Consider the following 20,296-nt stretch of genomic DNA (forward strand, 5'->3'; position numbering starts at 1 on the left):
CCACCAGGCGTCCGGCGTCTCGCGCGCCGCGAGCCGCGCGGCCTCGTAGGCGGCGGCGTCCATATGGGCGCGTTCCGCCCAGTCGGCAGGGACGGGATACAGGTCGGGGTCGGTCATGGGGGCTCCTGCCCGGGACACTAACGGCGTCGAGCGCGTCACGCCAAGGCGGCGGGAGCTATTCACAGCGAACGGCGTTAACCTTGAGCATTGATCGGGGATCGTCATGAGCCTGCACCGCCTTCTCGTCGCCGCCGTCATCGGCGCGATGTCCGTTTCCGCCTGCACGCGCGAGGGCGAGACGCCGCCCGAGGTCATCAACCAGACGCCGCCCGTCGCCCCGCCCGCTCCGACCACGCCGGCCATAGGATACGCCTGCGAGAGCGGACAGACGGTGTCGGTCCAGTATCTGGACACGGCCACGGCGAGCATCGCCTACAAGGGGCAGACCTATGCGCTGCGCCTCGTGCCGTCGGGGAGCGGCGCCCGCTATTCCGGCTCCGGCCTGGAATGGTGGATCGCCACCCGCGAAGGCTCGGAGAGCGCGACCCTGAGCCGTCTTGGCCCCAACGAGGATGTCGGCGTGGCCGTGCTGGAGCGGTGCAGCCGTCCCTCGGCCAATCCGGCCCTGCCGGTTCCCGGCGCGCCGATCACGCCTCAGCCCGCGCCGGGCGGCGTTCTGCCCGCCTCGATGCCCTGCCGCGCGGCCCAGTTGCGTCTGAACAGCGAAACGGCCGACGCGGGCGCCGGCAACCGGGTCAACGTCTTCGGCGTCACCAATGCCGGGACCGCGCCGTGCAGCATCTCGGGCTACCCGGCGGTCAGCCTGCTGGACCCGCAGGGACGCGTCCTCACCACTGTGCGCTCGGACCAGAACCCGCAGACGGCGACGCCGGTGAACCTTGCCGTCGGCGGCAAGGCTTTCTTCGATATCGCCTGGAACGTCGTGCCCAACGAGGGCAATGGCGAACGCGTCTGTCCGTCGGCGGCGCGGGTGCGGGTGCTGATCCCGGGCGATGCGGCCGCCCTGGCGATTCCGCTGGCCTTCACCCCCTGCGGCGGACGCATTCGGGTGAATCCCTTCCGTGCGGACGTCGAGCCCGGTCCGGCGCCCGAGCCCGTGCGAGCGGCTTCGGTGACCTGATACCCATCAACGCACACCCCGATTTTCCGTGCGAAATCAGCGCGCCGCCTGTCCCTGAAGGTTTATGTCAACCGCCCTGAAAAGCGGGCGCATAATACATTCGTCTGCAATCGCGCCATCGTCATCTGCGACCTTCCGGACGATCCGAACGCTTTGGACGCTTCGGACTGTGTTTTGGAGTCCGGATCGGGTCCCCCTGTGGAGCCATGAGGGTCGCAGTGCTGGAATCCAATCGCGAAAGGGCGTAGCCACCCGCCATGCAAACCACAGGCTTTCACGACCGCGTCGCGGCCGAGCTTTCCGACATCGACGCCCAGGGGCTGACCAAGCCCGAGCGGGTGATCGAATCGCGCCAGGGACCGGTGATCCAGGTCGCGGGCCGCAAGGTCCTCAACTTCTGCGCCAACAACTACCTCGGTCTCGGCGGCGACGACCGGGTCGTCGCGGCCGCCAATGCGGCGTCCGAATCGCGCGGCGCGGGCACGGCCTCGGTGCGGTTCATCTGCGGCACGCTCGATATCCACAAACAGCTGGAACGGGCCATCGCAGACTATCTCGGCTTTGAGGACTCGATCCTTTTCGCCGCCGCCTTTGACGCCAATGGCGGCCTGTTCGAGCCCCTGTTCGGGGCAGAGGACGCCATCGTCTCGGACGCCCTGAACCATGCCTCGATCATCGACGGGGTGCGGCTGTGCAAGGCCAGACGCTACCGGTTCGCGACCTCCGACATGGCCGATCTGGAGGCCCAGCTGAAACAGGCGCGGGCCGACGGCGTGCGCGACATCATCATCGCCACCGACGGCGCCTTCTCTATGGACGGCTATATCGCAAAGCTGGACCAGATCCGGGCGCTGGCCGACCAGTATGGCGCTCTGATCATGGTCGACGACTGCCACGCGACCGGCTTCCTGGGTCCTCAGGGGCGGGGATCCTACGCCCACCACGGGGTCAAGGTCGACTTCGTCACCGGCACCTTCGGCAAGGCTCTGGGGGGAGCGATGGGCGGCTTCATCTGCGCCACCTCGGCTGTGGTCCAGCTGCTGAAGCAGCGGGCCCGGCCGTATCTGTTCTCCAACGCCCTGGCGCCCTCGATCTGCGGCGCGTCGCTGGAAGCGATCCGCATCGCTCAGGGGGAAGAGGGCGACAAACTGCGCGCTCAACTGACCGCCAACGCCGCCCGCTTCCGGGGCGCGATGGCCGAGGCCGGCTTCGACCTTCTGCCCGGCGAGCATCCGATCGTTCCGGTCATGCTGGGCGACGCCAAACTGGCCCAGACGATGGCGGCGCGAATGCTGGAGCTCGGCGTCTATGTCATCGGCTTCTCGTTCCCGGTGGTGCCCCGCGGCGCGGCGCGCATCCGGACGCAGATGTCGGCGGCGCACACCTTCGAACATATCGATCAAGCGGTCGCGTCGTTCACGACGGCCGGCAAGGAATTGGGAGTGATCAAATGACGGATACCATGAAGGCCCTGGCCAAGATGCGGCCCGAGGTCGGCCTTGAGCTGATCGATGCGCCTATCCCTGTGGCGGGACCCGAGGATGTGCTGATCCGCGTGCACCGCACGGCCGTCTGCGGCACCGACATCCACATCTGGAACTGGGACGAGTGGTCCCAGAAGAACGTGCCGACGCCGATGATCACCGGCCATGAGTTCTCCGGCGAGATCGTCGCCATCGGCTCCGACGTGAACCGGCCACTGAAGATCGGCCAGCGCGTCTCGGCCGAGGGGCACGTCATCGACCTCAACTCGGAGGCGGCGCGGGCCGGCCACTTCCACCTGGATCCGCACACGCGCGGCATCGGCGTGAACCGCCAGGGCGCCTTCGCCGAGTTCGTTGTGGCCCCGGCCTTCAATGTGATCGAGCTGCCTGACGAGGTGTCCTATGAGGTCGCCGCCATGCTGGACCCGTTCGGCAACGCCGTGCACACAGCCCAGCAGTTCGACCTTCTCGGCGAGGACGTGCTGGTCACCGGCGCGGGGCCGATCGGGATGATGGCGGCAGCGGTGGCGCGACACGCCGGCGCGCGGACCGTGGTCCTGACCGATATCAACGACTTCCGGCTCGAGCTGGCCCAGAAGGTCGCGCCGGGCGTGCGGACGGTGAACACCACGAAGGAGGATTTGCGCGACGTCATGAAGGAGCTCGGCCTGAAGGTCGGCTTCGACGTAGCGCTGGAGATGTCGGGCAGCCCGATCGCCTTCAAACAGTGTGTCGACACACTGATCATGGGCGGCGGCATGGCCCTGCTGGGCATTCCGTCAAAGCCGATGGAGACCGACTGGGGCGCCATCATCCTGAAGGCTCTGACGATCAAGGGCGTCTACGGGCGCGAGATGTTCACGACCTGGCGCAAGATGCTGGGCCTGCTGAAGGCCGGCCTCGACCTCGAACCCCTGATCACCCACCGGCTGTCCTATGCCGACTACCGCGAAGGCTTCGACGCGATGAGGTCGGGCCAGTCGGGCAAGGTCATCCTCGATTGGGACAAGGCTGCATGAGGGGTGCGGCCTGACCCCGATCGTCGCCTTCCTGACGGGCGAGGGAACCGACGGCGCGGGGCGGGATGTCTTCGAGGTCATCAGCTTCGACGACGCCGCGGTCGAGCAGGTGCATGACTTCGTCCAGTGGCTGTTCCCCTTGCGGGAGCGGTCTGGCGCCCAGCCCAACGCACCCATGCTCACGGACGAGGACATCGAGGCGATCCGCGAGTCCATCTCGGCCCAGGCCGCGCTGGCCGCAGCGACGGACCGGCTGGCGATATTCTACTATCGCAACGGGCACTGGCTGACCGCCAGCGACCACAACCATTTGCGGATCACCCGGATCATCAAATCGCTGAGGCTGCTGCGCGGTGACGAGCTTGCGGACGCCTTCCGCACGCTGATCCTGGCGCGGGTGGCGGAAGCGGGGTTTCCGGTCGCCCAGCCGACGCTCGGGTTCTGGGCCCGGGCCTAGGCCTTCAGCGCCTTGATCAGGGCGGCCTCGAAACCCTTGGTCTCAGAGCCCGGGAGGACGTCGGCGATGCGGCCGCTCTCGTAAAGCCCGAACACCGCCGGGTGGACGTAGGAACTGCGACAGACCGTCGGGGTGTTGCCCAGCAAGCCGGCCACCGCCTTCACGCAGACCGTGATCTTCCGCTTCGCGTCGGTGGGCGAGGTCGGCGCCTCCAGGTCGCGCAGAACTCGGGCGGCGGAGACGGTGCCGGCCCAGGTGCGGAAGTCCTTGGCCGAGAACTGCTCGCCCATGGCGTCACGGATGTAGCCGTTCACGTCGTCGGAGGTGATCGGACAGAGGTCGCCTTCGGCGGTCCTGTACTTGAACAACTGCTGGCCCGGCAGGTCACGCAGGGACCGGACCACGGCGGCCAGGCGCCGGTCGCGGACGCTGACCTTGTGATCCACGCCGCTCTTGCCCCGGAAGGCAAAGCTGAGAGCGGCGCCGTCCATCTCCAGATGACGCTTGTTCAACGTGGTCAGGCCGTAGCTGCGGTTGGTGCGTGCGTATTCCTTGTTGCCGACGCGGATCAAGGTGATCTCCAGCAGGCGGACTGCGGTGGCCAGAACCTTTTCGCGACGGGCGCCACGCGCGCCGAGGTCGTGCTCGACGCGAGCGCGCAGTTTCGGCAGGGCGCGGGCGAAGGCGGGCAGCTTGTCGAACTTGTTCCCGGAGCGGTGGGTGATCCAGTCGTCATGGTAGCGATACTGTTTGCGGTCCTTCACATCGCGACCGGTGGCCTGGATGTGGCCTGTGGCGCGCGGGCAGATCCAGACGTCGGTCCAGGCCGGCGGGATGGCCAGCATACGGATACGGTTCAGCACCCTGGCGTCCCTGATCGCCTTGCCGTCGGCGTCGCGGATGGAGAAACCGGCGCCCGATTTCACTCGGGTCAGGCCCGGATGCGTGTCGCTGCAGTAGGTCAGTCCCTCGGGGACTTCGCGCTCGGCGATAAAGGTGTGGCCGCCGTCAGGCATCATTCGGGCTCCGGATCAGGAACGGCGAACGTCGCCTGTGACCGTCCGGTTCCTCTTGACCCGGAGCGGTGTGAAGGAGACGGAAAGGCATGAACTATCGCCACAGCTTCCACGCAGGGAACTTCGCCGACCTGTTCAAGCACGCCCTCGTCTTGTGGCTGCTGAAGACGCGGCAGGCGACGGGGCCGGTGGTCGTGCTGGACACCCATGCCGGGGCGGGGCTCTATGATCTCACGGGCGACGCGACCCGGTCACGCGAGGCCGAGGCCGGGGTCGAGCGACTGATGGCGGCGGCGGACCGACCCCCGTTGATCGAGGCGCTGGTGGCGGAGATCGCGGCGCTGAACCCCGGCGGTGGGGTGCGCTTCTATCCCGGGTCGCCGGTGCTGGTGGCGCGAAGCCTGAACCCGGCCGACGCCTATGTCGGGTTCGAACTGCACGAGGCGGTGGCCGGGGTGCTCCGCGAGAGCCTCTCCGGTTTCCCGAACGCGCGGGGCGAGATCGGGGACGGCTATGATCTGGTCTTGGCCGAGGCGCGGCAGGCGGGCGGATCGCTGGTGCTGATCGACCCGCCGTTCGAGCGGCCGGACGACTACCTGCGCGCGGCGGATACGGCGGCGGCGATCGTGAAGGCGGACCCGACGGCCATGGTGGCGATCTGGACGCCACTAAAGGATATGGAGACCTTCGACGGTTTCCTGAGGCGGCTGGCGTCGGGGACAGATGCGTCGACCCTGGTGGCCGAGGCGCGGCTGAGGCCGCTGATCAACCCGATGAAGATGAACGGCTGCGCCATGGTGGTGGTCAATCCGCCGGAGGGTGCGGATGTGGCGGCGGCGGAGATCTGCGGCTGGGTGGCCGGGGCGCTGGGCAATGCGGGGGCGAAGGCGGAGGTCTGGCGAGCCTGACCGGACTCCAAAACTCCGTCCGAAGCGTCCGGAACGTCGAGGCCAGATGGCAATGTCAAAGACCGACAGCCGTGGCGGGTCTCATGCCGCTGCGTCAGATGCGGACGCAGCCCTATTCGATGACTTCGCCGGCCTCGTAGAGGTTCGGCTCGAACGTGGCGATGGCCATGATGGGCAGCATGGCGACGGAGACGGCGGCGGTGCGCGTCATCGCCTTCCAGTCCTCGACCGAGCGCCAGACGGCCTGATTGACGACAGTCTTGCCGTTCAGGCCGCGATGCAGGGTCGCCGAGACGAAGCCGGGCAGGCCGACCTGGGCCCGCGTCAATTCGGCCAGCATCTCTAGCAGATCGTCCTGTCGATCAGGCTGGACCTTGAACACGTTGATCAGCACGACCGGGACGGTATCGGCGTCGGAGTGCGCGGCGGCATCGGTCATAGGCCGCGCTGTAGCGCCTTTGCCCTTGTCCCGCCATGGCAGAGCAGTCCCTATGGGGTCATGAAACCCATCGCGATCCTGGAAACCGGCAAGCCTCCCGAGGCGCTGAAGGATGTGTTCGACGACTACCCGGCGCGGTTCCGGGCCCTGCTGGGCGAGGGTGTGGCGACCGTGCGGTTCGACGTCCAGGCGGGGCGGTTGCCTGGAGACCCGGGCGAGTTTCAGGGTGCGATCGTCACCGGATCGGCGGCGGGGGTCTATGACGACCTGCCGTGGATCGCGCCCCTGGTCGACTGGCTGCGTGCGGCGCGGGGTCGGACGCGGCTGGTCGGCATCTGCTTCGGGCATCAGGTCATGGCCCACGCCTTCGGCGGTCGGGTCGAGAAATCGGACAAGGGCTGGGGCGTCGGCCTGCATCGCTATGCGGTGGTGGGCGAGGAGCCGTGGATGTTTCCGCGTGCGGCCTCCATCGCCATCCCGGTGTCGCACCAGGACCAGGTGCTGGTGCCGCCCGCCGACGCGCGGGTGATCGCGGCGAGCGAGTTCACGCCGTTCGCAGGACTGGCCTGGGATGACGCCATGTCGTTCCAGTGTCATCCCGAGTTCCAGCCGGACTACGCCGCCGCCCTGGTCGAAAGCCGGCGCGGCCATCGCATCGCGGACGCCCTGGCGGACAAGGCCCTGGCTAGTCTGGCGAAGACCAACGACCGGGCGGTGCTGACGGCCTGGATCCGCGCCTTCCTGATGTTGACCCCGCCGCCGGTCGAGGGCGAGGGCAGCGGAATTTAGCGCTCGCCCGTCAAGGCCATTTCACCACCGGCGGCATCGAGCTGAGGATCGACTCGACGTTGCCGCCGGTCTTGAGGCCGAACATCGTGCCGCGGTCGTAAAGCAGGTTGAACTCGACGTAGCGGCCGCGACGGACCAGCTGTTCCTCGCGCTCCCCGGACGTCCAGGCCTCCGCCATGCGACGCTCGACGATGGCGGCGTAGGTCTCCAGGAACGCCTCACCAACATCGCGGGTGAAGGCGAAGTCCTTCGCGTAGTCGCCCGAGTCATGGTGGTCGTAGAAGATGCCGCCCGTGCCGCGCGGCTCGTTCCGGTGCGGAAGGAAGAAATAGTCGTCGCACCAGGCCTTGAACTTCCCATGCCAGGTCGGGTCGTGGGCATCGCAGGCCGCCTTCATCGCGGCGTGGAAGGCGACCGTGTCTGGCGCGTCCTGGCGACGATCCACGTCGAGCACGGGGGTCAGGTCGCCGCCGCCGCCGAACCAGCTTTTTGTCGTGGCGATGAAGCGGGTGTTCATGTGCACGGCGGGGATGCGCGGGCTGACGGGATGACAGATCAGGCTGATGCCGGTGGCGAAAAAGCGGGGGTCGGCATCAGCACCGGGGACGGTCTTCGCATAGTCGGCGGGGAACTCGCCGTGGACGGTGGAGACGTGGACCCCGACCTTCTCGAACAGGCGGCCGTGCATCATGCCCATGACCCCGCCGCCGCCGGCGTCCCGCGACCACGGCGTGCGCACGAACCGACCAGGATCGCCGGGGAAGAGGTCGGCGGGGGCCGCCTCTTCCAGCGCCTCGAACCCGGCGTGAATGCGGTCGCGCAGGGCCTCGAACCAGGCGCGGGTTTCGACCTTCTTGAGGTCCAGCGGATCGGTGTCGGGGAGGGGGAACTGGCTCATGAGCGGCGTTCAATCACGTCTCGCGCGCGAGGTCACGTGGGCCGGGAATGAACCGCGCAGGTCCGCAGCCGTTTGGACGATGGGCTGTTTGGAGAATTTTTAATGCGATCCCTGTTGATCCCGACCCTGACGATCACCCTGCTCTCGGCGGGCGCCGCCCTGGCGCAGGACGCGGGGGCCCAGGAGACGGGCGTGTTCCGGGAGACCGACGAGAGACTGTCATGCGCCGGGATCAGCGACGAGGCGGCGCAGCTCGGCCAGGCCATGGGCGACGCGACGCCGCAGGGCGGCTGGCTGAGTTCGCTCGGGGGCATCGCACGGTCGGGCGCCGCGATGCTCGTACCCGGCGGCGGCCTCGCCATCGCCGGGGTGGATGCAGTGCGTCAGCCGGCCCGCGATCGTGACGAAGCCGAACAGGTGGCTGTGCAGAGCCGCTGGTACTATCTGAACGGTCTGCATATCGGGCGCGGCTGCCGCGAGCAGGCGCAGGCTCCGGCCCGCTCACCCTCGATCCAGCCCGGCGCGCTGCCCGTTCCGGCGAGGAGTGACCGCTAGCTGCCTTTACTCGCAGGGCGGCCTCGGCCACGGTCGCCGCTTCATAGCGAGGTCGCCCATGCGTCTGATCCTGTCCGCCCTAATGGTTTTCGCCCTCGCCCCGCCCGTCATGGCGCAGACGCCCGAGGCCGAGCGGACGATCATGTCCACCGTGGTCGCCGAGCACGACCGGCACATCCATCTGCTGGAGCGGATGGTGAACGTGAACTCGGGCACGCTGAACCTGGCGGGTGTGACAGCGGTAGGCGAGATGATCCGCGCCGAACTCGATCCGCTCGGCTTCGAGGTGCGCTGGATCGATATGGCCGAGACCGGCCGCGCCGGGCATCTGATCGCGACCCATGACGGCGGCGGGCGCAACATCCTGCTGATCGGCCATCTGGACACGGTGTTCGAGCCGGAGAGTCCGTTCCAGCGCTTCGTGAGGGACGGCTCGCAGGCGACCGGTCCCGGCGTCGGCGACGACAAGGGCGGGGTGGTCGTGATCATCGCAGCCCTGCGCGCGATGCAGGCGGCGGGTACGCTGCAGGGATCGAACATCACCATCGTCCTGACCGGTGATGAAGAGCGGCCCGGTTCGCCGTTGGCGGTGGCGCGGCGGGACCTGATCGCGGCGGGTCAGGTCGCGGACTATGCGCTGGAATTCGAGGGACTGGCGATCGAGAACGGCGAGGAGTTCGGCACGATCGCCCGGCGCAGCTCGTCCAGCTGGACCCTGACCACCGGCGGCCGGACCGGCCACTCCAGCGGCGTGTTCGGCGACACTCTGGGTTATGGCGCGATCTATGAGATGGCGCGCATCCTCGACAACTTCCGGCGCGAATTGCCGGAGCCCAACCTGACCTACAATGTGGGCGTCATCGCCGGCGGGACGCCGGCGGAGATCGATGCGGCCGGCTTCCGCGTCCAGGCCTCGGGCAAGACCAATATCGTGGCGGAGACGGCGATCGCGCGCGGGGACCTGCGCACCCTGACGCCGGAACAGGACGCCCGGGTCCGCGACCGGATGGCGGGGATCGTCGATGATCACCTGGCGAAGACGACAGCCGAGCTCGTCTTCGCCGAGGACGGCTATCCGCCGATGGCGCCAACGCCGGGCAATACCGCCCTGCTGGAGCGGCTGAACGCGGTCAACCGCGACCTCGGCCTGCCCGAGATGGCGCCCTTTGACCCGGCCAAGCGCGGGGCGGCGGATTCGGGCTTCGTCGCCGCAGACGTGGATACGCTGGGCGGGCTCGGCACGGCCGGGTCGGGCGCCCATGCCGTGGGCGAGTCGATCGATCTCGACAGTCTGGTGCGCCAGTCGCAGCGCGCGGCGGTCCTGATCGGACGGCTCAGCCTGGGCGACCGATAACCGCTTTGCTTTTGGTGCCCGGCGTCTGCCTGTCTCCGCCCGTCATTGTTTTCCGGAGGTCGCCATGATCCGTTCCTGCCTGCTCGCCGCGTCCATGCTGGCGTTGGCCGTTCCCGCAGCGGCTCAGAACGGAGAGGCGCGGGTGCGCGAAATTCTGCGGACCACACCGCTGGTCGACGGCCACAACGACCTGCCCTGGGCCCTGCGTGAGACCTATGGAAACGACCCGCACGCCGTCGATCTGGCGACCAACCTCGATGCCTCGACAGCGCTCCACACCGACATCCCGCGCCTGAGGGCCGGGGGCGTCGGCGGCCAGTTCTGGTCGGTCTATGTGCCGGCGACCCTGACGCCGACCGAGGCGGCGCGCGAGACGTTCGAACAGATCGACACGGTCCGGCGCATCGTTGCCGCCCATCCCGACGTGTTCGAACTGGCGACGACCGCCGACGACGTCGAGCGCATCCATGCCGCTGGCAAGATCGCCAGCCTGATCGGTATGGAGGGCGGTTATTCGATCGACGATTCGCTGGGCCTGTTGCGCGAATTCCATCAGGCGGGCGCGCGCTACATCACCCTGACCCACTCGAAGACAACGACCTGGGCCGACAGCGCCACCGACGCGCCGAAATGGGGCGGGCTGTCGCCCTTCGGCGAAGACGTGTTGCGCGAGATGAACCGTATCGGCATGATGGTCGACCTGAGCCACGTCTCGGAGGAGACGATGATCGACGCCATGCGAGTGTCGGAGGCGCCGGTGATCTTTTCCCACTCCTCCGCGCGGGCGGTGACGGCCCATCCCCGCAATGTGCCCGACAGCGTGCTGCGCGCCATGGCGGACGACGGCGGGGTGGTGATGGTGACCTTCGTGCCCGGGTTCATCTCGGAGGCGGTCCGGAGCTGGAACGCCGACCGGGCGGCGGCGGCGGCGCGGCTGCTGACGCTCAATCCGGGAGACCCAGGAACGGTGACGGCGGGCATGGCGGCCTGGGACGCGGCCCACCCGCAACCGACAGCGGGCCTCGCCGACGTCATCGCCCACATCCAGCATGTGCGCGACGTTGCCGGTATCGATCACGTCGGCCTGGGCGGCGACTTCGACGGGGTCACCAGCCTGCCCGAAGAGGTCCAGGGCGTGGACGCCTATCCGCGCATTCTTGCAGCCCTGATGGCGGCCGGCTGGTCGGAGGGCGACCTCCGCAAACTGGCGGGAGAGAACGTGCTCCGGGTGATGCGGGCGGTCGAGACGGTGGCGTCGTCCAGGTCCGGCGAGCGGCCGAGCCTGGCGGTCATCGCGACGGCGGGCGCGCCAGAGTGATTCGCTAGAGCTTGCCGAAGGCGACGCCGCGCCAGCCCCAGCCGGCGGCCTTTGCGGCGGCTTCCAGGGGCTTCTTCATCTCACCGGTGTTGAAGTTGTAGCTGTAGATCTTGCCCCAGCTGAGGTCCTCCTCGCGGAAGGCCCAGACCGTCTCGGTGCTCATCTCCCGCGACTGACCGCGGAAACCGCTGATCCTGGCTTGGCCGCCGACGACGGAGAGGTCGCTCAGGGAAGGGACGCCCGCGCGCCATTCGACGTCGAATTCATGATCGACCGAACGGACCTGGCCCGACGTCTCGTCGAACTTCATCAGGATCTTGAAGACGCGCTTGACCCCGGCCTTGGCGAAGATCTCGTACCAGGCGGCGTCGACGATCTTCCATTCGGCGACCAGGTCGACCTTCTCCCTGGCGCCGTCGCGGACCTGCCAGGGTGCGCCGTCCCTATTGACGGCCAGCAGGGCCTCGCGGAGCTCGGCGGGACCGGCGGGACCGGCGGGACCGGCGGGACCGGCGCGAGGGCCGCTCGGCCTGGAGCCGCCGGTGAAGATGTCGAAGAGACCCATGGTCGTCGTTCCCGTTGGGCCGGGACAGTGGCACGTCAGGCGGTGGTCTGTCTCAGGGCCTCGAACAGGCCTACCCCTGCGCTGACCGACAGATTCAGCGAGCGCGCCTCGGGACGAATGGGGATGAAGATGCGGGCGTCTGCGGCCGTGTGGACGAAGTCGGGCGCGCCCGAGCTCTCGGAGCCGAACAGCAGGGTGTCGTCGGGCCGGAAGACGAAGGCGGTCAGTGGCGTGGCGCCCCGGGTGGTGAACAGGATCAGCCGCCCCGGACCGCGCGCAGCCTGGAAGGCGTCCCAGTCGGCATGGCGCGTCATGTGCGACAGGGGGCCATAGTCCAGCGCCGCGCGCTTCATGGCCCGGTCGTCGAACTGGAAGCCCGTGGGCTCGATTATGTGCAGCTCGATCCCGAAACACGCCGACAGCCTGATACAGGCGCCCACGTTCTGGGGAATGGCTGGTTGAAAAAGGGCGAGACGCATTCTAATGCCCTCCATACGCGCGGGCAGGGGTCTTGTCGCGGTCAGTACTGCGAGTGGTTCTCAAGTAACCACAGCCACTTGCGGCGACAAGCCGCAAAGCCTGACCGAGTCTAAACCCTTTCATCGCGCTAAGAACATTCCCTCGATAGCGGGCCGTCTTCCCACGGACCGCGATGCGAGTTTTACAGAGGTGAGACGTGGCCGAATCGGTCGTGACGAACGAGCATCCCGAAGGTGACGCCACCCGCCGGGACTTCATCCATATCGCGGCCGGCGCCGCAGCCGTCGGCGCGGGCGTGATGATGGTGTGGCCGCTGGTCAACTCCATGAACCCGGCCGCCGACACCCTGGCGCTTTCGACTGTCGAGTTCGACACCTCCAAGGTGGCCGAGGGGATGCAGATCGTCATCACCTGGCAGGGCAAGCCGGTGTTCGTGCGCAACCGCACCGCCGCCGAGCTGACGCGCGTGATCGCCGACAACGACGCCTCCGACCTGAAGGAACGGCAGACCGACCAGGAACGCACCAAGGTCGGCCATGAGCCGATGCTGATCGTGATCGGGTCCTGCACGCACCTGGGCTGCATCCCGACCTTCGGCTCGGGCGATTACGGCGGCTGGTTCTGCCCCTGCCACGGTTCGCATTATGACGCATCGGGTCGCATCCGTAAGGGTCCGGCGCCGAAGAACCTGGTGGTGCCCAACTACGAATTCACCGCCGGCTCCACCATTCGGATCGGCTGAGAGCGGACAAGATGAGCGGACACGAATCCACCTACGTTCCCAAGACCGGCATCGAGAAGTGGCTCGACACCCGGCTTCCGATCGTGCGCTTCGGCGCCGACTACCTGTCGCTGCCGACGCCGAAGAACCTGAACTACTGGTACACCTTCGGCGCGATCCTGACGATCTGCCTGGTCACGCAGATCGCCACCGGCATCTTCCTGGCCATGCACTACCAGCCGAACACGGCGATGGCCTTCGCCTCGGTCGAGCGGATCATGCGCGACGTCAACGGCGGCTGGCTGATCCGCTACGTCCACGCCAACGGCGCGTCGATGTTCTTCGTGGCCGTGTACATCCACATGCTTCGCGGCCTCTACTACGGCTCGTACAAGGCGCCGCGGGAGATGATCTGGATCCTCGGCTGCGTGATCTTCTTCCTGATGATCGCCACGGCCTTCCTGGGCTACGTCCTGCCGTGGGGCCAGATGTCCTACTGGGGCGCGGAGGTCATCACCAATCTGATCGGGGCCATCCCGATGATCGGCGAACCGGTCCTGATCTGGCTGCGCGGCGGCCCGGCCATCGACAATGCGACGCTGAACCGCTTCTTCTCGCTGCACTACCTGCTGCCGTTCGTGATCTTCGGCGTCGTGGTGCTGCACCTGTGGGCCCTGCACACGGCCGGCCAGAACAACCCGGTCGGGATCCTGATCCCCAAGGAGCGCGAGGCCAAGGACACGATCCCGTTCCACCCCTACTATACGGTCAAGGACGGCTTCGCCCTGCTGGTGTTCCTGATGATGTTCGCGGTGTTCGTCTTCTTCATGCCGAATGCCCTGGGCCACGCCGACAACTACATTCCGGCCAACCCGCTGCAGACGCCGGCGCACATCGTGCCCGAGTGGTACATGCTGCCGTTCTACGCGATCCTGCGGGCCATTCCTGACAAGTTCGGGGGCGTGGTCGCCATGTTCGGCTCGATCGGCGTGCTGTTCATCCTCCCGTGGCTGGACACCTCCAAGGTGCGGTCGATGCGCTATCGCCCGACGATGAAGATCTTCTTCCTGATCTTCGTGGTGGTCGGCCTGATCCTGGGCTGGTGCGGCGCCCAGCTGCCGGACGCTCAGGTGGTTCCCGGCATGCCGAGCTTCACCCTGATCGACGGCCAGCTGAACAGCTACCTGTGGCTGACCCGCCTGGCTACGCTCTACTACTTCGCCTTCTTCTTCGTCATCATGCCCTTCGTGGGCCTGAAGGAGACGCCGCTGAAGATCCCCGCGTCGATCTCCGAGCCGGTCCTGTCGGGGCCGTTCGCTATGAGCGGCGCCGTTCCCGCCGACGCCGAAAAGAAGGGCTGATCGCGATGTCCGCCAAGAAAGTCACCATGGATATTCGCAAACTGGCCCTGTCGGTCGCTGCTCTGGCGGTGGTCGGTGCAGCGTCTCCCGCTCTTGCCGAGGGCGGCGCCCATCACCCGCGTTCGGGCGGCTTCACCTTCGACGGGCCGTTCGGCACGTTCGACCAGGGGCAGCTGCAGCGCGGCTACAAGGTCTATCGCGAGGTCTGCTCGGCCTGCCACTCGATGGACCTGATGCATTTCCGCAATCTGGGTGAGAAGGGCGGTCCCTTCTATGACCCGCACGCCGAGAACCCGGCCGCCAACCGGTTCGTCCGGGCCCTGGCCGCCGAGATCGAGGTCGCGGACATCGACACCGAGACCGGCGAGGCGATGATGCGTCCCGCCACCCCGGCCGACAAATTCCCGAACCCCTATCCCAACCGCACGGCCGCGGCCGCCGCGAACGGCGGTGCGGCCCCGCCCGACCTGTCGGTCATGGCCAAGGCCCGTCACGGCGGCGCCGACTATATCTATTCGCTGCTTTCGGGCTACGCAGACCCGCCGGCCGGACTGCGGATCACGGCGACCCAGCACTACAATCCGTACATGGCGGGCGACATGACCCCGTTCTGGGACGGTGATCCGGAACAGGTCCCGGCCGGCGGCTTCATCGCCATGCCCGCGCCGCTGGCCGATGGCCAGGTTACCTTTGACGACGGCACCGAGGCGACGGTCGACCAGATGGCCAAGGACGTCGCGGCCTTCATCGCCTGGTCCTCGGACCCCAGGGCGACGGAGCGGAAACAGTCGGGCATGGGCGTCCTCGCCTTCCTCGCCATCTTCGCCGGCATCACCTACGCCAGCTATCGCCGCATCTGGAAGGGCGTCGCACACTAGCGATCCTTTCAGACCACGGTCGAAGACATCAGCCCGCCGGGTCAGCCCGGCGGGCTTTTTCGTGAGTTGACGGGACGTAAGAAAAGTGCTTTGAAATACAAAGCAGCTCGGGAAACCTCTCATGCCTATCCTCCGATCGTTCGCGGCTCCGCTCGCCGTACTCGCCCTGTCTCTCGCCGTTCCGTCGGCCGGGCTGGCGCAGCAACAGAATCCGGCAGGCAGCCAGGCCCAGCGCGACGCCATGGCGCGGCTGGCTTTCATGGACGGGGAGTGGCGCGGCACGGCGGCGATCGGCGGCCCCGGCGGGAGCATGACCCTGACCCAGACGGAACGGGTCGGAACCCATCTGGGCGGCTCGATCCGCGTGGTCGAGGGACGCGGGTACGCGGCCGACGGCACGACCCAGTTCAATGCCTTCGCGATCATCGGCTGGGATGAGCGGGCGCAGGCCTACACCTTCCACACCTATGCCCAGGGCTATCAGGGCGACTACCCCTTTGAGGCGACCGAAGACGGCTTCCGCTGGCAGACCCCGGCCGGACCCGGCGCGACGATCCAGTATGTCGCCACGATCAAGGATGGCCGCTGGCACGAAGTCGGCCACTACGTCCGCGAGGGCCAGGCCCCGCTGCCCTATATCGAGATGGACCTTCGCCGCATCGGCGACGGCGACTGGCCGGGCGCCGGGGCAGTTGCACCAACGGAGTAACCGTATTGCGACTTCGTTGCGGGCCGTCGTGATCGACAGCGAGGCCACCGCCTCCTAACGTCGCGGACCGATCAGTTGTCCAAGGGTTCGCCATGCGTTCGTTCACCGCCGTCGCCTCGCTTCTCGCCGGTCTGTCCCTGGCCGCCGTCGCTTTCGCCCAGGAACCCCGGTTCGACGGGGCACGGTTGTCCGAACACATCCGCATCCTGTCGGCCGACGACTTCGAGGGACGCGGCATTGCCACCCCGGCGGAACAGAAGGTCATCGACTACGTCTCCGGGCAGTTCGAGGCGGCAGGTCTGCAGCCCGGCGGCGACAATGGCGGCTGGACGCAGGCCGTGGCGCTGAACCGCTTCTCCGCCTCGAACATCCAGGCCCGCCTGACCGTGGGCGACTGGACCCTGCCCCTGGCCCAGGGCGAACAGATCGTCATCTCCAGCCGGCGTCCGGGCGAGGACCATGTCATGCTGATGGACGCGCCGCTGGTCTTCGTGGGCTATGGCGTCAAGGCTCCGGAGCGGGACTGGGACGATTTCAAGGGCCAGGACATGCGGGGCAAGATCCTGGTCGTCCTCGTCAACGACGCGGACTTTGAGGAGCCGGCGCTGAACACCTTCGGCGGCCGGGCCATGACCTACTACGGGCGCTGGACCTACAAGTACGAAGAGGCGGCGCGTCAGGGGGCGGCGGGCGTCATCATCGTCCACGAGACCGATCCAGCCTCCTACGGCTGGACCACGGTGCGCAACAGCTGGACCGGGCCGAACTTCGACATCGTGCGCGAGAATGCCGACGAGCGTGTCCCGATGGAAAGCTGGATCCAGCGCGATGTCGCCGTAGAGCTGTTCCAACACGCCGGCCTCGATTTCGAGGCTCTGAAGGTGCAGGCGCGCAGCCGCGACTTCCAGCCGGTGACGCTCGAGGGCGCCGGGATGGACGTGATGTTCGACGTCGCCTCGCAGCGGATCGAGACGCACAACATCATCGGTCGCCTGGAGGGGTCGACCCATCCGGACGAGACTTTCCTCTACACCGGCCACTGGGATCACATCGGCGTGGGGACCCCTGACGCGAACGGCGATGCGATCTTCAACGGTGCGGTCGACAATGCTTCCGGCATCGCCGGGCTGATCGAACTGGCGCGCGTCTATGCGGCGGGCGAGCGGCCGGAACGGTCGATCGTCTTCATCGGCTTCACCGCCGAGGAGAGCGGTCTGCTGGGTTCGGAATACTATGCCGCCAACCCGATCTATCCGCTGGCCACGACCGTCGGCGGCGTGAACATGGACTCGGCCAACGTCTATGGTCGCACCGAGGCCTTCAACGTCGTCGGCTATGGACAGTCGAGCCTCGATGAGCAGATCACCGGCTTCGTGCAAGCCCAGGATCGTGAGGTCCGGCCGGACAGCAATCCGGCGTCCGGCGTCTATTTCCGGTCCGATCACTTCCCGCTGGCCAAGCGCGGCGTGCCAATGGCCTACGGCGCCTCGACCGGAGACTTCATCGAGGAGCCGATCGCCGAACGCCAGGCCGCGCGTCAGGCCTATGGGGCCAACCGCTATCACCAGGCCGATGACGAGTGGTCCGCCGACTGGGACTATTCCGGCCAGATCCAGGATCTTCAGGTCTACTGGTCGCTGGGGCAGGCGTTGGCCAACAGCCGCGACTGGCCGCGGTGGAAGGAAGGCTCGGAGTTCGGACCCGCACGGGCGGCGACGGCCGACGAGCGGCGCTAAGACCTGTCTCCTCCCCGTGCGCTCTGGCGCATGGGGAGGTGGCCCGGAGCGGAGCGGAGGGACGGAGGGGTTCTGTCTTAGCGCACCAAGGCCCCCTCCGTCTGCTCGCAAGGCCTCGCATCCACCTCCCCATTCGCCAAGCGGCGAACAGGGAGGAAACGACCGTCGTCACATGACGAAACCGTAATGCCCCTCTCCCCACAGCCCGCCCTAATGTCCGCGCCGAAATGGCGAGGAGAGCCCTGATGTTGCGTGGATTGTTCGGTGGTGCGGCCGCGATGGCCCTGGTTCTGTCGGCGGGACTGGCTTCGGCCCAGGACTTCTCGGCCGAACGGATTTCCGAGGGTATCCGCCACATCTCCGCCGACGATTTCCAGGGCCGTTACCCGGGCACCGAGGGCGAGCGCATGACCCTGGCCTGGCTGCAGGCCCAGTACGAGGCAATGGGTCTGGAGCCCGGCGGGCCGAACGGTCAGTGGCTGCAGGACGTTGTGCTGAAGCGCTTTACGCCCGTCGCGGGCGCCGCCTCGGCCAGCTGGACCGGGCCGGACGGCACTGTCCATCCGATGACCGTCGGGACCGACATCACGCTGCGTGCGGCGACCAATGACGGCAAGGCGTCGATCGAGAACGCCGGCCTGGTGTTCGTCGGCTATGGCATCAATGCGCCCGAGCGGAACTGGAACGACTACGGCGACATCGACGTGCGCGGCAAGGTCGTCATCGTCATGGCCGGCGAACCCAACTCCGCCGAGGTCGCAGAGCGGTTCAACGGCGTCTATCCGACCGCCTATAACAGCGGCGCCTACAAGGCCGACGAGGCCTTTGCGCGCGGCGCCGTCGGCGTCATCAGTCTGGCCACGGTCCCGGCGACCGATGCCGGCTGGCTGCGCGGCGCCCAATTCGCCGGCCGCCAGCGCACCCTGACGCCGGGCGCGGCGGATCTGGAGTTCTCCGGCGCGATCAACCACGACGTCGGTCTGGCCTGGGCGACCGCCGCCGGCCTGGACATGGCGGCGATGGCTGATGTCGAGAGCGGCCACTTCAAGGCCGTTCCCCTGACCGGGGTCACCCTGTCGGTCGCGCAGGAAGAGACCATCGACACCCTGGTCACCCACAACCTGCTGGCCAAGATCCCGGGCACGACCCATCCGGACGAGACCATCATCTATTCGGCACACTGGGATCACGTCGGCGTCGGCGCGGACCACATCAGCCCGGTCTCGACCACCGAGGACAACATCTACAACGGCGCCTGGGACAACGCGTCGGGCACCATCGGCATCCTGGAGATGGCCCGCCAGATCAAGGCGGCCCCGCAGCCGGAACGCACCATCGTCTTCGCCCATATGGCGGCCGAGGAGATGGGCCTGCTCGGTTCCTATGGCTACGCCGCCAACCCGGTCTATCCGCTGGAGACGACCGTTGCCGACATCAACATCGACATGCTGCCGCTCTCGGGCCCGACCCGCGACGTCGCCATCTTCGGCAAGGGCCAGAACTCGCTAGAGGACGATCTGGCGGTGCTGGCGGCGGCGGAGGGTCGTGTGATCACTGACGACCGTCAGCCGGAGCAGGGTTTCTACACCCGCTCGGACCACTTCCCGTTCGTCCGCATGGGCGTGCCCGCCCTGATGACCTGGCACGGCGTCGACTGGGACGAGGGCGGTGTCGAAGCCGGTCAGGCGGCCTGGGACGCCAAGTTCGGCGCCGACTATCACAAGCCCTCCGACGAATGGTCGGCGGACTGGGATCTGCGATCCGCGGTCGAGAACCTGACCCTGCTTTACAGGCTGGGGCTGCAACTGGCCAACGGTGACGAATGGCCGACCTGGAAGCCGACCTCGGAGTTTGGCGCCCGCCGGGCCGCCAGCGACGCGGCGCGGCAATAGGCCGAACCCCGTCGTCCCCGGACTTGATCCGGGGACGACGGCCCTGAACCTTGACCATGGCCCGGGCGTTGATGGGCCATGACCCTGTTTCTGCGGACCCTCGCCCCAGCGATCCTTGTTCTTGGTTTGGGAGGCTGCGGAGACAATGGCCCGGTCAATCCGCCGACTGAACCCGCCGCAGCGATCACCGTCGAGGACCCGTCCGCGCCGCCGGCGCGAGGCCAGACCTCGATGCTGCCCGGCCGGGGTGCGGCCAGTTTCGTCGGCCGCTGGGCGGCGGACGTCAGCTGGTGCGCGGCTCCCCACGGCGAGCGCCGGCCGATCCAGATCACCGCGACCCGGTTCGAGGGCTATGAGAACAGCTGCATGATCGCAGCGGTCGACGAGGTCGCCGACGGTTATGTCGCGACCCTCGCCTGCATCTCCGAGGGCACGGCGCGGTCGGAGCGGGTCCGGTTCCAGGTGACACAGGACGTCATGCGGCTGAGCTATCTCGACCGGGCGGGAGAGCCGGTGACGCTGAAGAAATGCACGACGCTGGAGGACACAGCCACGACGCAACCCGTCGTGCCTTGA

At 67.6% G+C, this 20,296-nt stretch carries 21 protein-coding genes; 16 read left to right on the forward strand and 5 right to left on the reverse strand.

The features are described 5' to 3' along the window. Positions 1-223 precede the first annotated feature (223 nt). From ACP7AZ_RS12650 to ACP7AZ_RS12665, 4 genes are all read left to right on the forward strand, one after another. A complete protein-coding gene (locus ACP7AZ_RS12650; RefSeq protein ID WP_426038995.1) occupies positions 224-1,141 on the forward strand; it encodes a DUF4232 domain-containing protein in 918 nt (305 codons plus the stop codon). Positions 1,142-1,398: 257 nt separating this feature from the next. Beyond that, positions 1,399-2,595, forward strand: coding sequence for a glycine C-acetyltransferase (locus tag ACP7AZ_RS12655; protein WP_426038996.1), 1,197 nt, complete (start codon positions 1,399-1,401; stop codon positions 2,593-2,595). Continuing rightward, positions 2,592-3,644, forward strand: a complete 1,053-nt coding sequence (gene tdh / locus ACP7AZ_RS12660; RefSeq protein ID WP_426038997.1) for an L-threonine 3-dehydrogenase — start codon at positions 2,592-2,594, stop codon at positions 3,642-3,644. The genes ACP7AZ_RS12655 and tdh overlap by 4 nt, the downstream gene beginning before the upstream one ends. Positions 3,645-3,723: 79 nt before the next feature. Further along, positions 3,724-4,101, forward strand: coding sequence for an opioid growth factor receptor-related protein (locus ACP7AZ_RS12665; protein ID WP_426039117.1), 378 nt, complete (start codon positions 3,724-3,726; stop codon positions 4,099-4,101). Here ACP7AZ_RS12665 and ACP7AZ_RS12670 read toward each other — a convergent pair. Beyond that, positions 4,098-5,117 (reverse strand): DNA topoisomerase IB, encoded by a 1,020-nt coding sequence (locus ACP7AZ_RS12670; RefSeq protein ID WP_426039118.1) that lies wholly within the window; start codon positions 5,115-5,117, stop codon positions 4,098-4,100. The two genes, ACP7AZ_RS12665 and ACP7AZ_RS12670, sit on opposite strands and share 4 nt — an antisense overlap. A gap of 89 nt (positions 5,118-5,206) precedes the next feature. Here ACP7AZ_RS12670 and rlmJ point away from each other — a divergent pair, with 89 nt between their 5' ends. Further along, positions 5,207-6,025 (forward strand): 23S rRNA (adenine(2030)-N(6))-methyltransferase RlmJ, encoded by an 819-nt coding sequence (rlmJ, locus tag ACP7AZ_RS12675; protein ID WP_426038998.1) that lies wholly within the window; start codon positions 5,207-5,209, stop codon positions 6,023-6,025. 112 nt (positions 6,026-6,137) lie between these two features. On the opposite strand, the gene ACP7AZ_RS12680 is transcribed toward rlmJ, so the two are convergent. Further along, on the reverse strand, positions 6,138-6,464 hold the full coding sequence (locus tag ACP7AZ_RS12680; RefSeq protein ID WP_426038999.1) for an antibiotic biosynthesis monooxygenase family protein: 327 nt from the start codon (positions 6,462-6,464) through the stop codon (positions 6,138-6,140). 60 nt (positions 6,465-6,524) lie between these two features. On the opposite strand from ACP7AZ_RS12680, the gene ACP7AZ_RS12685 reads away from it, so the two are divergent. Next, entirely contained in the window at positions 6,525-7,253 is a 729-nt protein-coding gene (locus ACP7AZ_RS12685) for a type 1 glutamine amidotransferase (protein ID WP_426039000.1), read from the forward strand. A 10-nt stretch (positions 7,254-7,263) separates the two neighbouring features. Here the strand turns inward: ACP7AZ_RS12685 and hemF are convergent, their stop codons facing one another. After that, on the reverse strand, positions 7,264-8,151 hold the full coding sequence (hemF, locus tag ACP7AZ_RS12690; protein ID WP_426039001.1) for an oxygen-dependent coproporphyrinogen oxidase: 888 nt from the start codon (positions 8,149-8,151) through the stop codon (positions 7,264-7,266). A gap of 102 nt (positions 8,152-8,253) precedes the next feature. Between hemF and ACP7AZ_RS12695 the strand changes: the two genes are divergently transcribed. From ACP7AZ_RS12695 to ACP7AZ_RS12705, 3 genes are all read left to right on the forward strand, one after another. Continuing rightward, entirely contained in the window at positions 8,254-8,706 is a 453-nt protein-coding gene (locus tag ACP7AZ_RS12695; protein WP_426039002.1) for a hypothetical protein, read from the forward strand. A 58-nt stretch (positions 8,707-8,764) separates the two neighbouring features. Continuing rightward, positions 8,765-10,060 carry a M20/M25/M40 family metallo-hydrolase gene (locus tag ACP7AZ_RS12700; RefSeq protein WP_426039003.1) on the forward strand — a complete coding sequence of 432 codons (1,296 nt, stop codon included), beginning with the start codon at positions 8,765-8,767 and terminating at the stop codon, positions 10,058-10,060. Positions 10,061-10,124: 64 nt separating this feature from the next. Continuing rightward, positions 10,125-11,378: a dipeptidase gene (locus tag ACP7AZ_RS12705; protein WP_426039004.1), complete on the forward strand. Its 1,254-nt coding sequence runs from the start codon at positions 10,125-10,127 to the stop codon at positions 11,376-11,378. A gap of 4 nt (positions 11,379-11,382) precedes the next feature. Here the strand turns inward: ACP7AZ_RS12705 and ACP7AZ_RS12710 are convergent, their stop codons facing one another. Both ACP7AZ_RS12710 and ACP7AZ_RS12715 read right to left on the reverse strand, forming a co-directional pair. Beyond that, positions 11,383-11,943: a hypothetical protein gene (locus tag ACP7AZ_RS12710; RefSeq protein ID WP_426039005.1), complete on the reverse strand. Its 561-nt coding sequence runs from the start codon at positions 11,941-11,943 to the stop codon at positions 11,383-11,385. 35 nt (positions 11,944-11,978) lie between these two features. Beyond that, the gene (locus tag ACP7AZ_RS12715) at positions 11,979-12,422 is read right to left on the reverse strand and encodes a tRNA (cytidine(34)-2'-O)-methyltransferase (protein ID WP_426039006.1); all 444 of its coding nucleotides are present in this window, start codon (positions 12,420-12,422) and stop codon (positions 11,979-11,981) included. Positions 12,423-12,619: 197 nt separating this feature from the next. Between ACP7AZ_RS12715 and petA the strand changes: the two genes are divergently transcribed. From petA to ACP7AZ_RS12750, 7 genes are all read left to right on the forward strand, one after another. After that, positions 12,620-13,165: a ubiquinol-cytochrome c reductase iron-sulfur subunit gene (gene petA / locus ACP7AZ_RS12720; protein ID WP_303696942.1), complete on the forward strand. Its 546-nt coding sequence runs from the start codon at positions 12,620-12,622 to the stop codon at positions 13,163-13,165. An 11-nt stretch (positions 13,166-13,176) separates the two neighbouring features. Further along, entirely contained in the window at positions 13,177-14,505 is a 1,329-nt protein-coding gene (locus ACP7AZ_RS12725) for a cytochrome b (RefSeq protein WP_426039007.1), read from the forward strand. 5 nt (positions 14,506-14,510) lie between these two features. Further along, positions 14,511-15,383, forward strand: a complete 873-nt coding sequence (locus tag ACP7AZ_RS12730) for a cytochrome c1 (RefSeq protein WP_426039008.1) — start codon at positions 14,511-14,513, stop codon at positions 15,381-15,383. Between the two features lie 121 nt (positions 15,384-15,504). Continuing rightward, positions 15,505-16,092: a DUF1579 domain-containing protein gene (locus ACP7AZ_RS12735; protein ID WP_426039009.1), complete on the forward strand. Its 588-nt coding sequence runs from the start codon at positions 15,505-15,507 to the stop codon at positions 16,090-16,092. Between the two features lie 92 nt (positions 16,093-16,184). Then, positions 16,185-17,828, forward strand: a complete 1,644-nt coding sequence (locus tag ACP7AZ_RS12740; RefSeq protein ID WP_426039010.1) for a M28 family metallopeptidase — start codon at positions 16,185-16,187, stop codon at positions 17,826-17,828. 245 nt (positions 17,829-18,073) lie between these two features. Next, a complete protein-coding gene (locus tag ACP7AZ_RS12745) occupies positions 18,074-19,720 on the forward strand; it encodes a M28 family peptidase (RefSeq protein ID WP_426039011.1) in 1,647 nt (548 codons plus the stop codon). Between the two features lie 78 nt (positions 19,721-19,798). Next, positions 19,799-20,296 carry a hypothetical protein gene (locus ACP7AZ_RS12750; protein WP_426039012.1) on the forward strand — a complete coding sequence of 166 codons (498 nt, stop codon included), beginning with the start codon at positions 19,799-19,801 and terminating at the stop codon, positions 20,294-20,296.

Source organism: Brevundimonas sp. DC300-4, from assembly GCF_049897365.1.
In the GTDB taxonomy this organism is placed as follows: Bacteria; Pseudomonadota; Alphaproteobacteria; order Caulobacterales; family Caulobacteraceae; genus Brevundimonas.

Coding starts and splice junctions, on each gene's coding strand:
- ACP7AZ_RS12705 (WP_426039004.1), top strand. CDS start 10,125: ATGATCCGTTCCTGCCTGCTCGCCGCGTCCATGCTGGCGTTGGCCGTT.
- ACP7AZ_RS12715 (WP_426039006.1), bottom strand. CDS start 12,422: ATGCGTCTCGCCCTTTTTCAACCAGCCATTCCCCAGAACGTGGGCGCC.
- ACP7AZ_RS12685 (WP_426039000.1), top strand. CDS start 6,525: ATGAAACCCATCGCGATCCTGGAAACCGGCAAGCCTCCCGAGGCGCTG.
- rlmJ (WP_426038998.1), top strand. CDS start 5,207: ATGAACTATCGCCACAGCTTCCACGCAGGGAACTTCGCCGACCTGTTC.
- ACP7AZ_RS12655 (WP_426038996.1), top strand. CDS start 1,399: ATGCAAACCACAGGCTTTCACGACCGCGTCGCGGCCGAGCTTTCCGAC.
- ACP7AZ_RS12700 (WP_426039003.1), top strand. CDS start 8,765: ATGCGTCTGATCCTGTCCGCCCTAATGGTTTTCGCCCTCGCCCCGCCC.
- ACP7AZ_RS12710 (WP_426039005.1), bottom strand. CDS start 11,943: ATGGGTCTCTTCGACATCTTCACCGGCGGCTCCAGGCCGAGCGGCCCT.
- ACP7AZ_RS12735 (WP_426039009.1), top strand. CDS start 15,505: ATGCCTATCCTCCGATCGTTCGCGGCTCCGCTCGCCGTACTCGCCCTG.
- ACP7AZ_RS12750 (WP_426039012.1), top strand. CDS start 19,799: ATGACCCTGTTTCTGCGGACCCTCGCCCCAGCGATCCTTGTTCTTGGT.
- ACP7AZ_RS12725 (WP_426039007.1), top strand. CDS start 13,177: ATGAGCGGACACGAATCCACCTACGTTCCCAAGACCGGCATCGAGAAG.
- ACP7AZ_RS12745 (WP_426039011.1), top strand. CDS start 18,074: ATGTTGCGTGGATTGTTCGGTGGTGCGGCCGCGATGGCCCTGGTTCTG.
- ACP7AZ_RS12695 (WP_426039002.1), top strand. CDS start 8,254: ATGCGATCCCTGTTGATCCCGACCCTGACGATCACCCTGCTCTCGGCG.
- ACP7AZ_RS12650 (WP_426038995.1), top strand. CDS start 224: ATGAGCCTGCACCGCCTTCTCGTCGCCGCCGTCATCGGCGCGATGTCC.
- ACP7AZ_RS12730 (WP_426039008.1), top strand. CDS start 14,511: ATGTCCGCCAAGAAAGTCACCATGGATATTCGCAAACTGGCCCTGTCG.
- ACP7AZ_RS12740 (WP_426039010.1), top strand. CDS start 16,185: ATGCGTTCGTTCACCGCCGTCGCCTCGCTTCTCGCCGGTCTGTCCCTG.
- hemF (WP_426039001.1), bottom strand. CDS start 8,151: ATGAGCCAGTTCCCCCTCCCCGACACCGATCCGCTGGACCTCAAGAAG.
- ACP7AZ_RS12680 (WP_426038999.1), bottom strand. CDS start 6,464: ATGACCGATGCCGCCGCGCACTCCGACGCCGATACCGTCCCGGTCGTG.
- tdh (WP_426038997.1), top strand. CDS start 2,592: ATGACGGATACCATGAAGGCCCTGGCCAAGATGCGGCCCGAGGTCGGC.
- ACP7AZ_RS12670 (WP_426039118.1), bottom strand. CDS start 5,117: ATGCCTGACGGCGGCCACACCTTTATCGCCGAGCGCGAAGTCCCCGAG.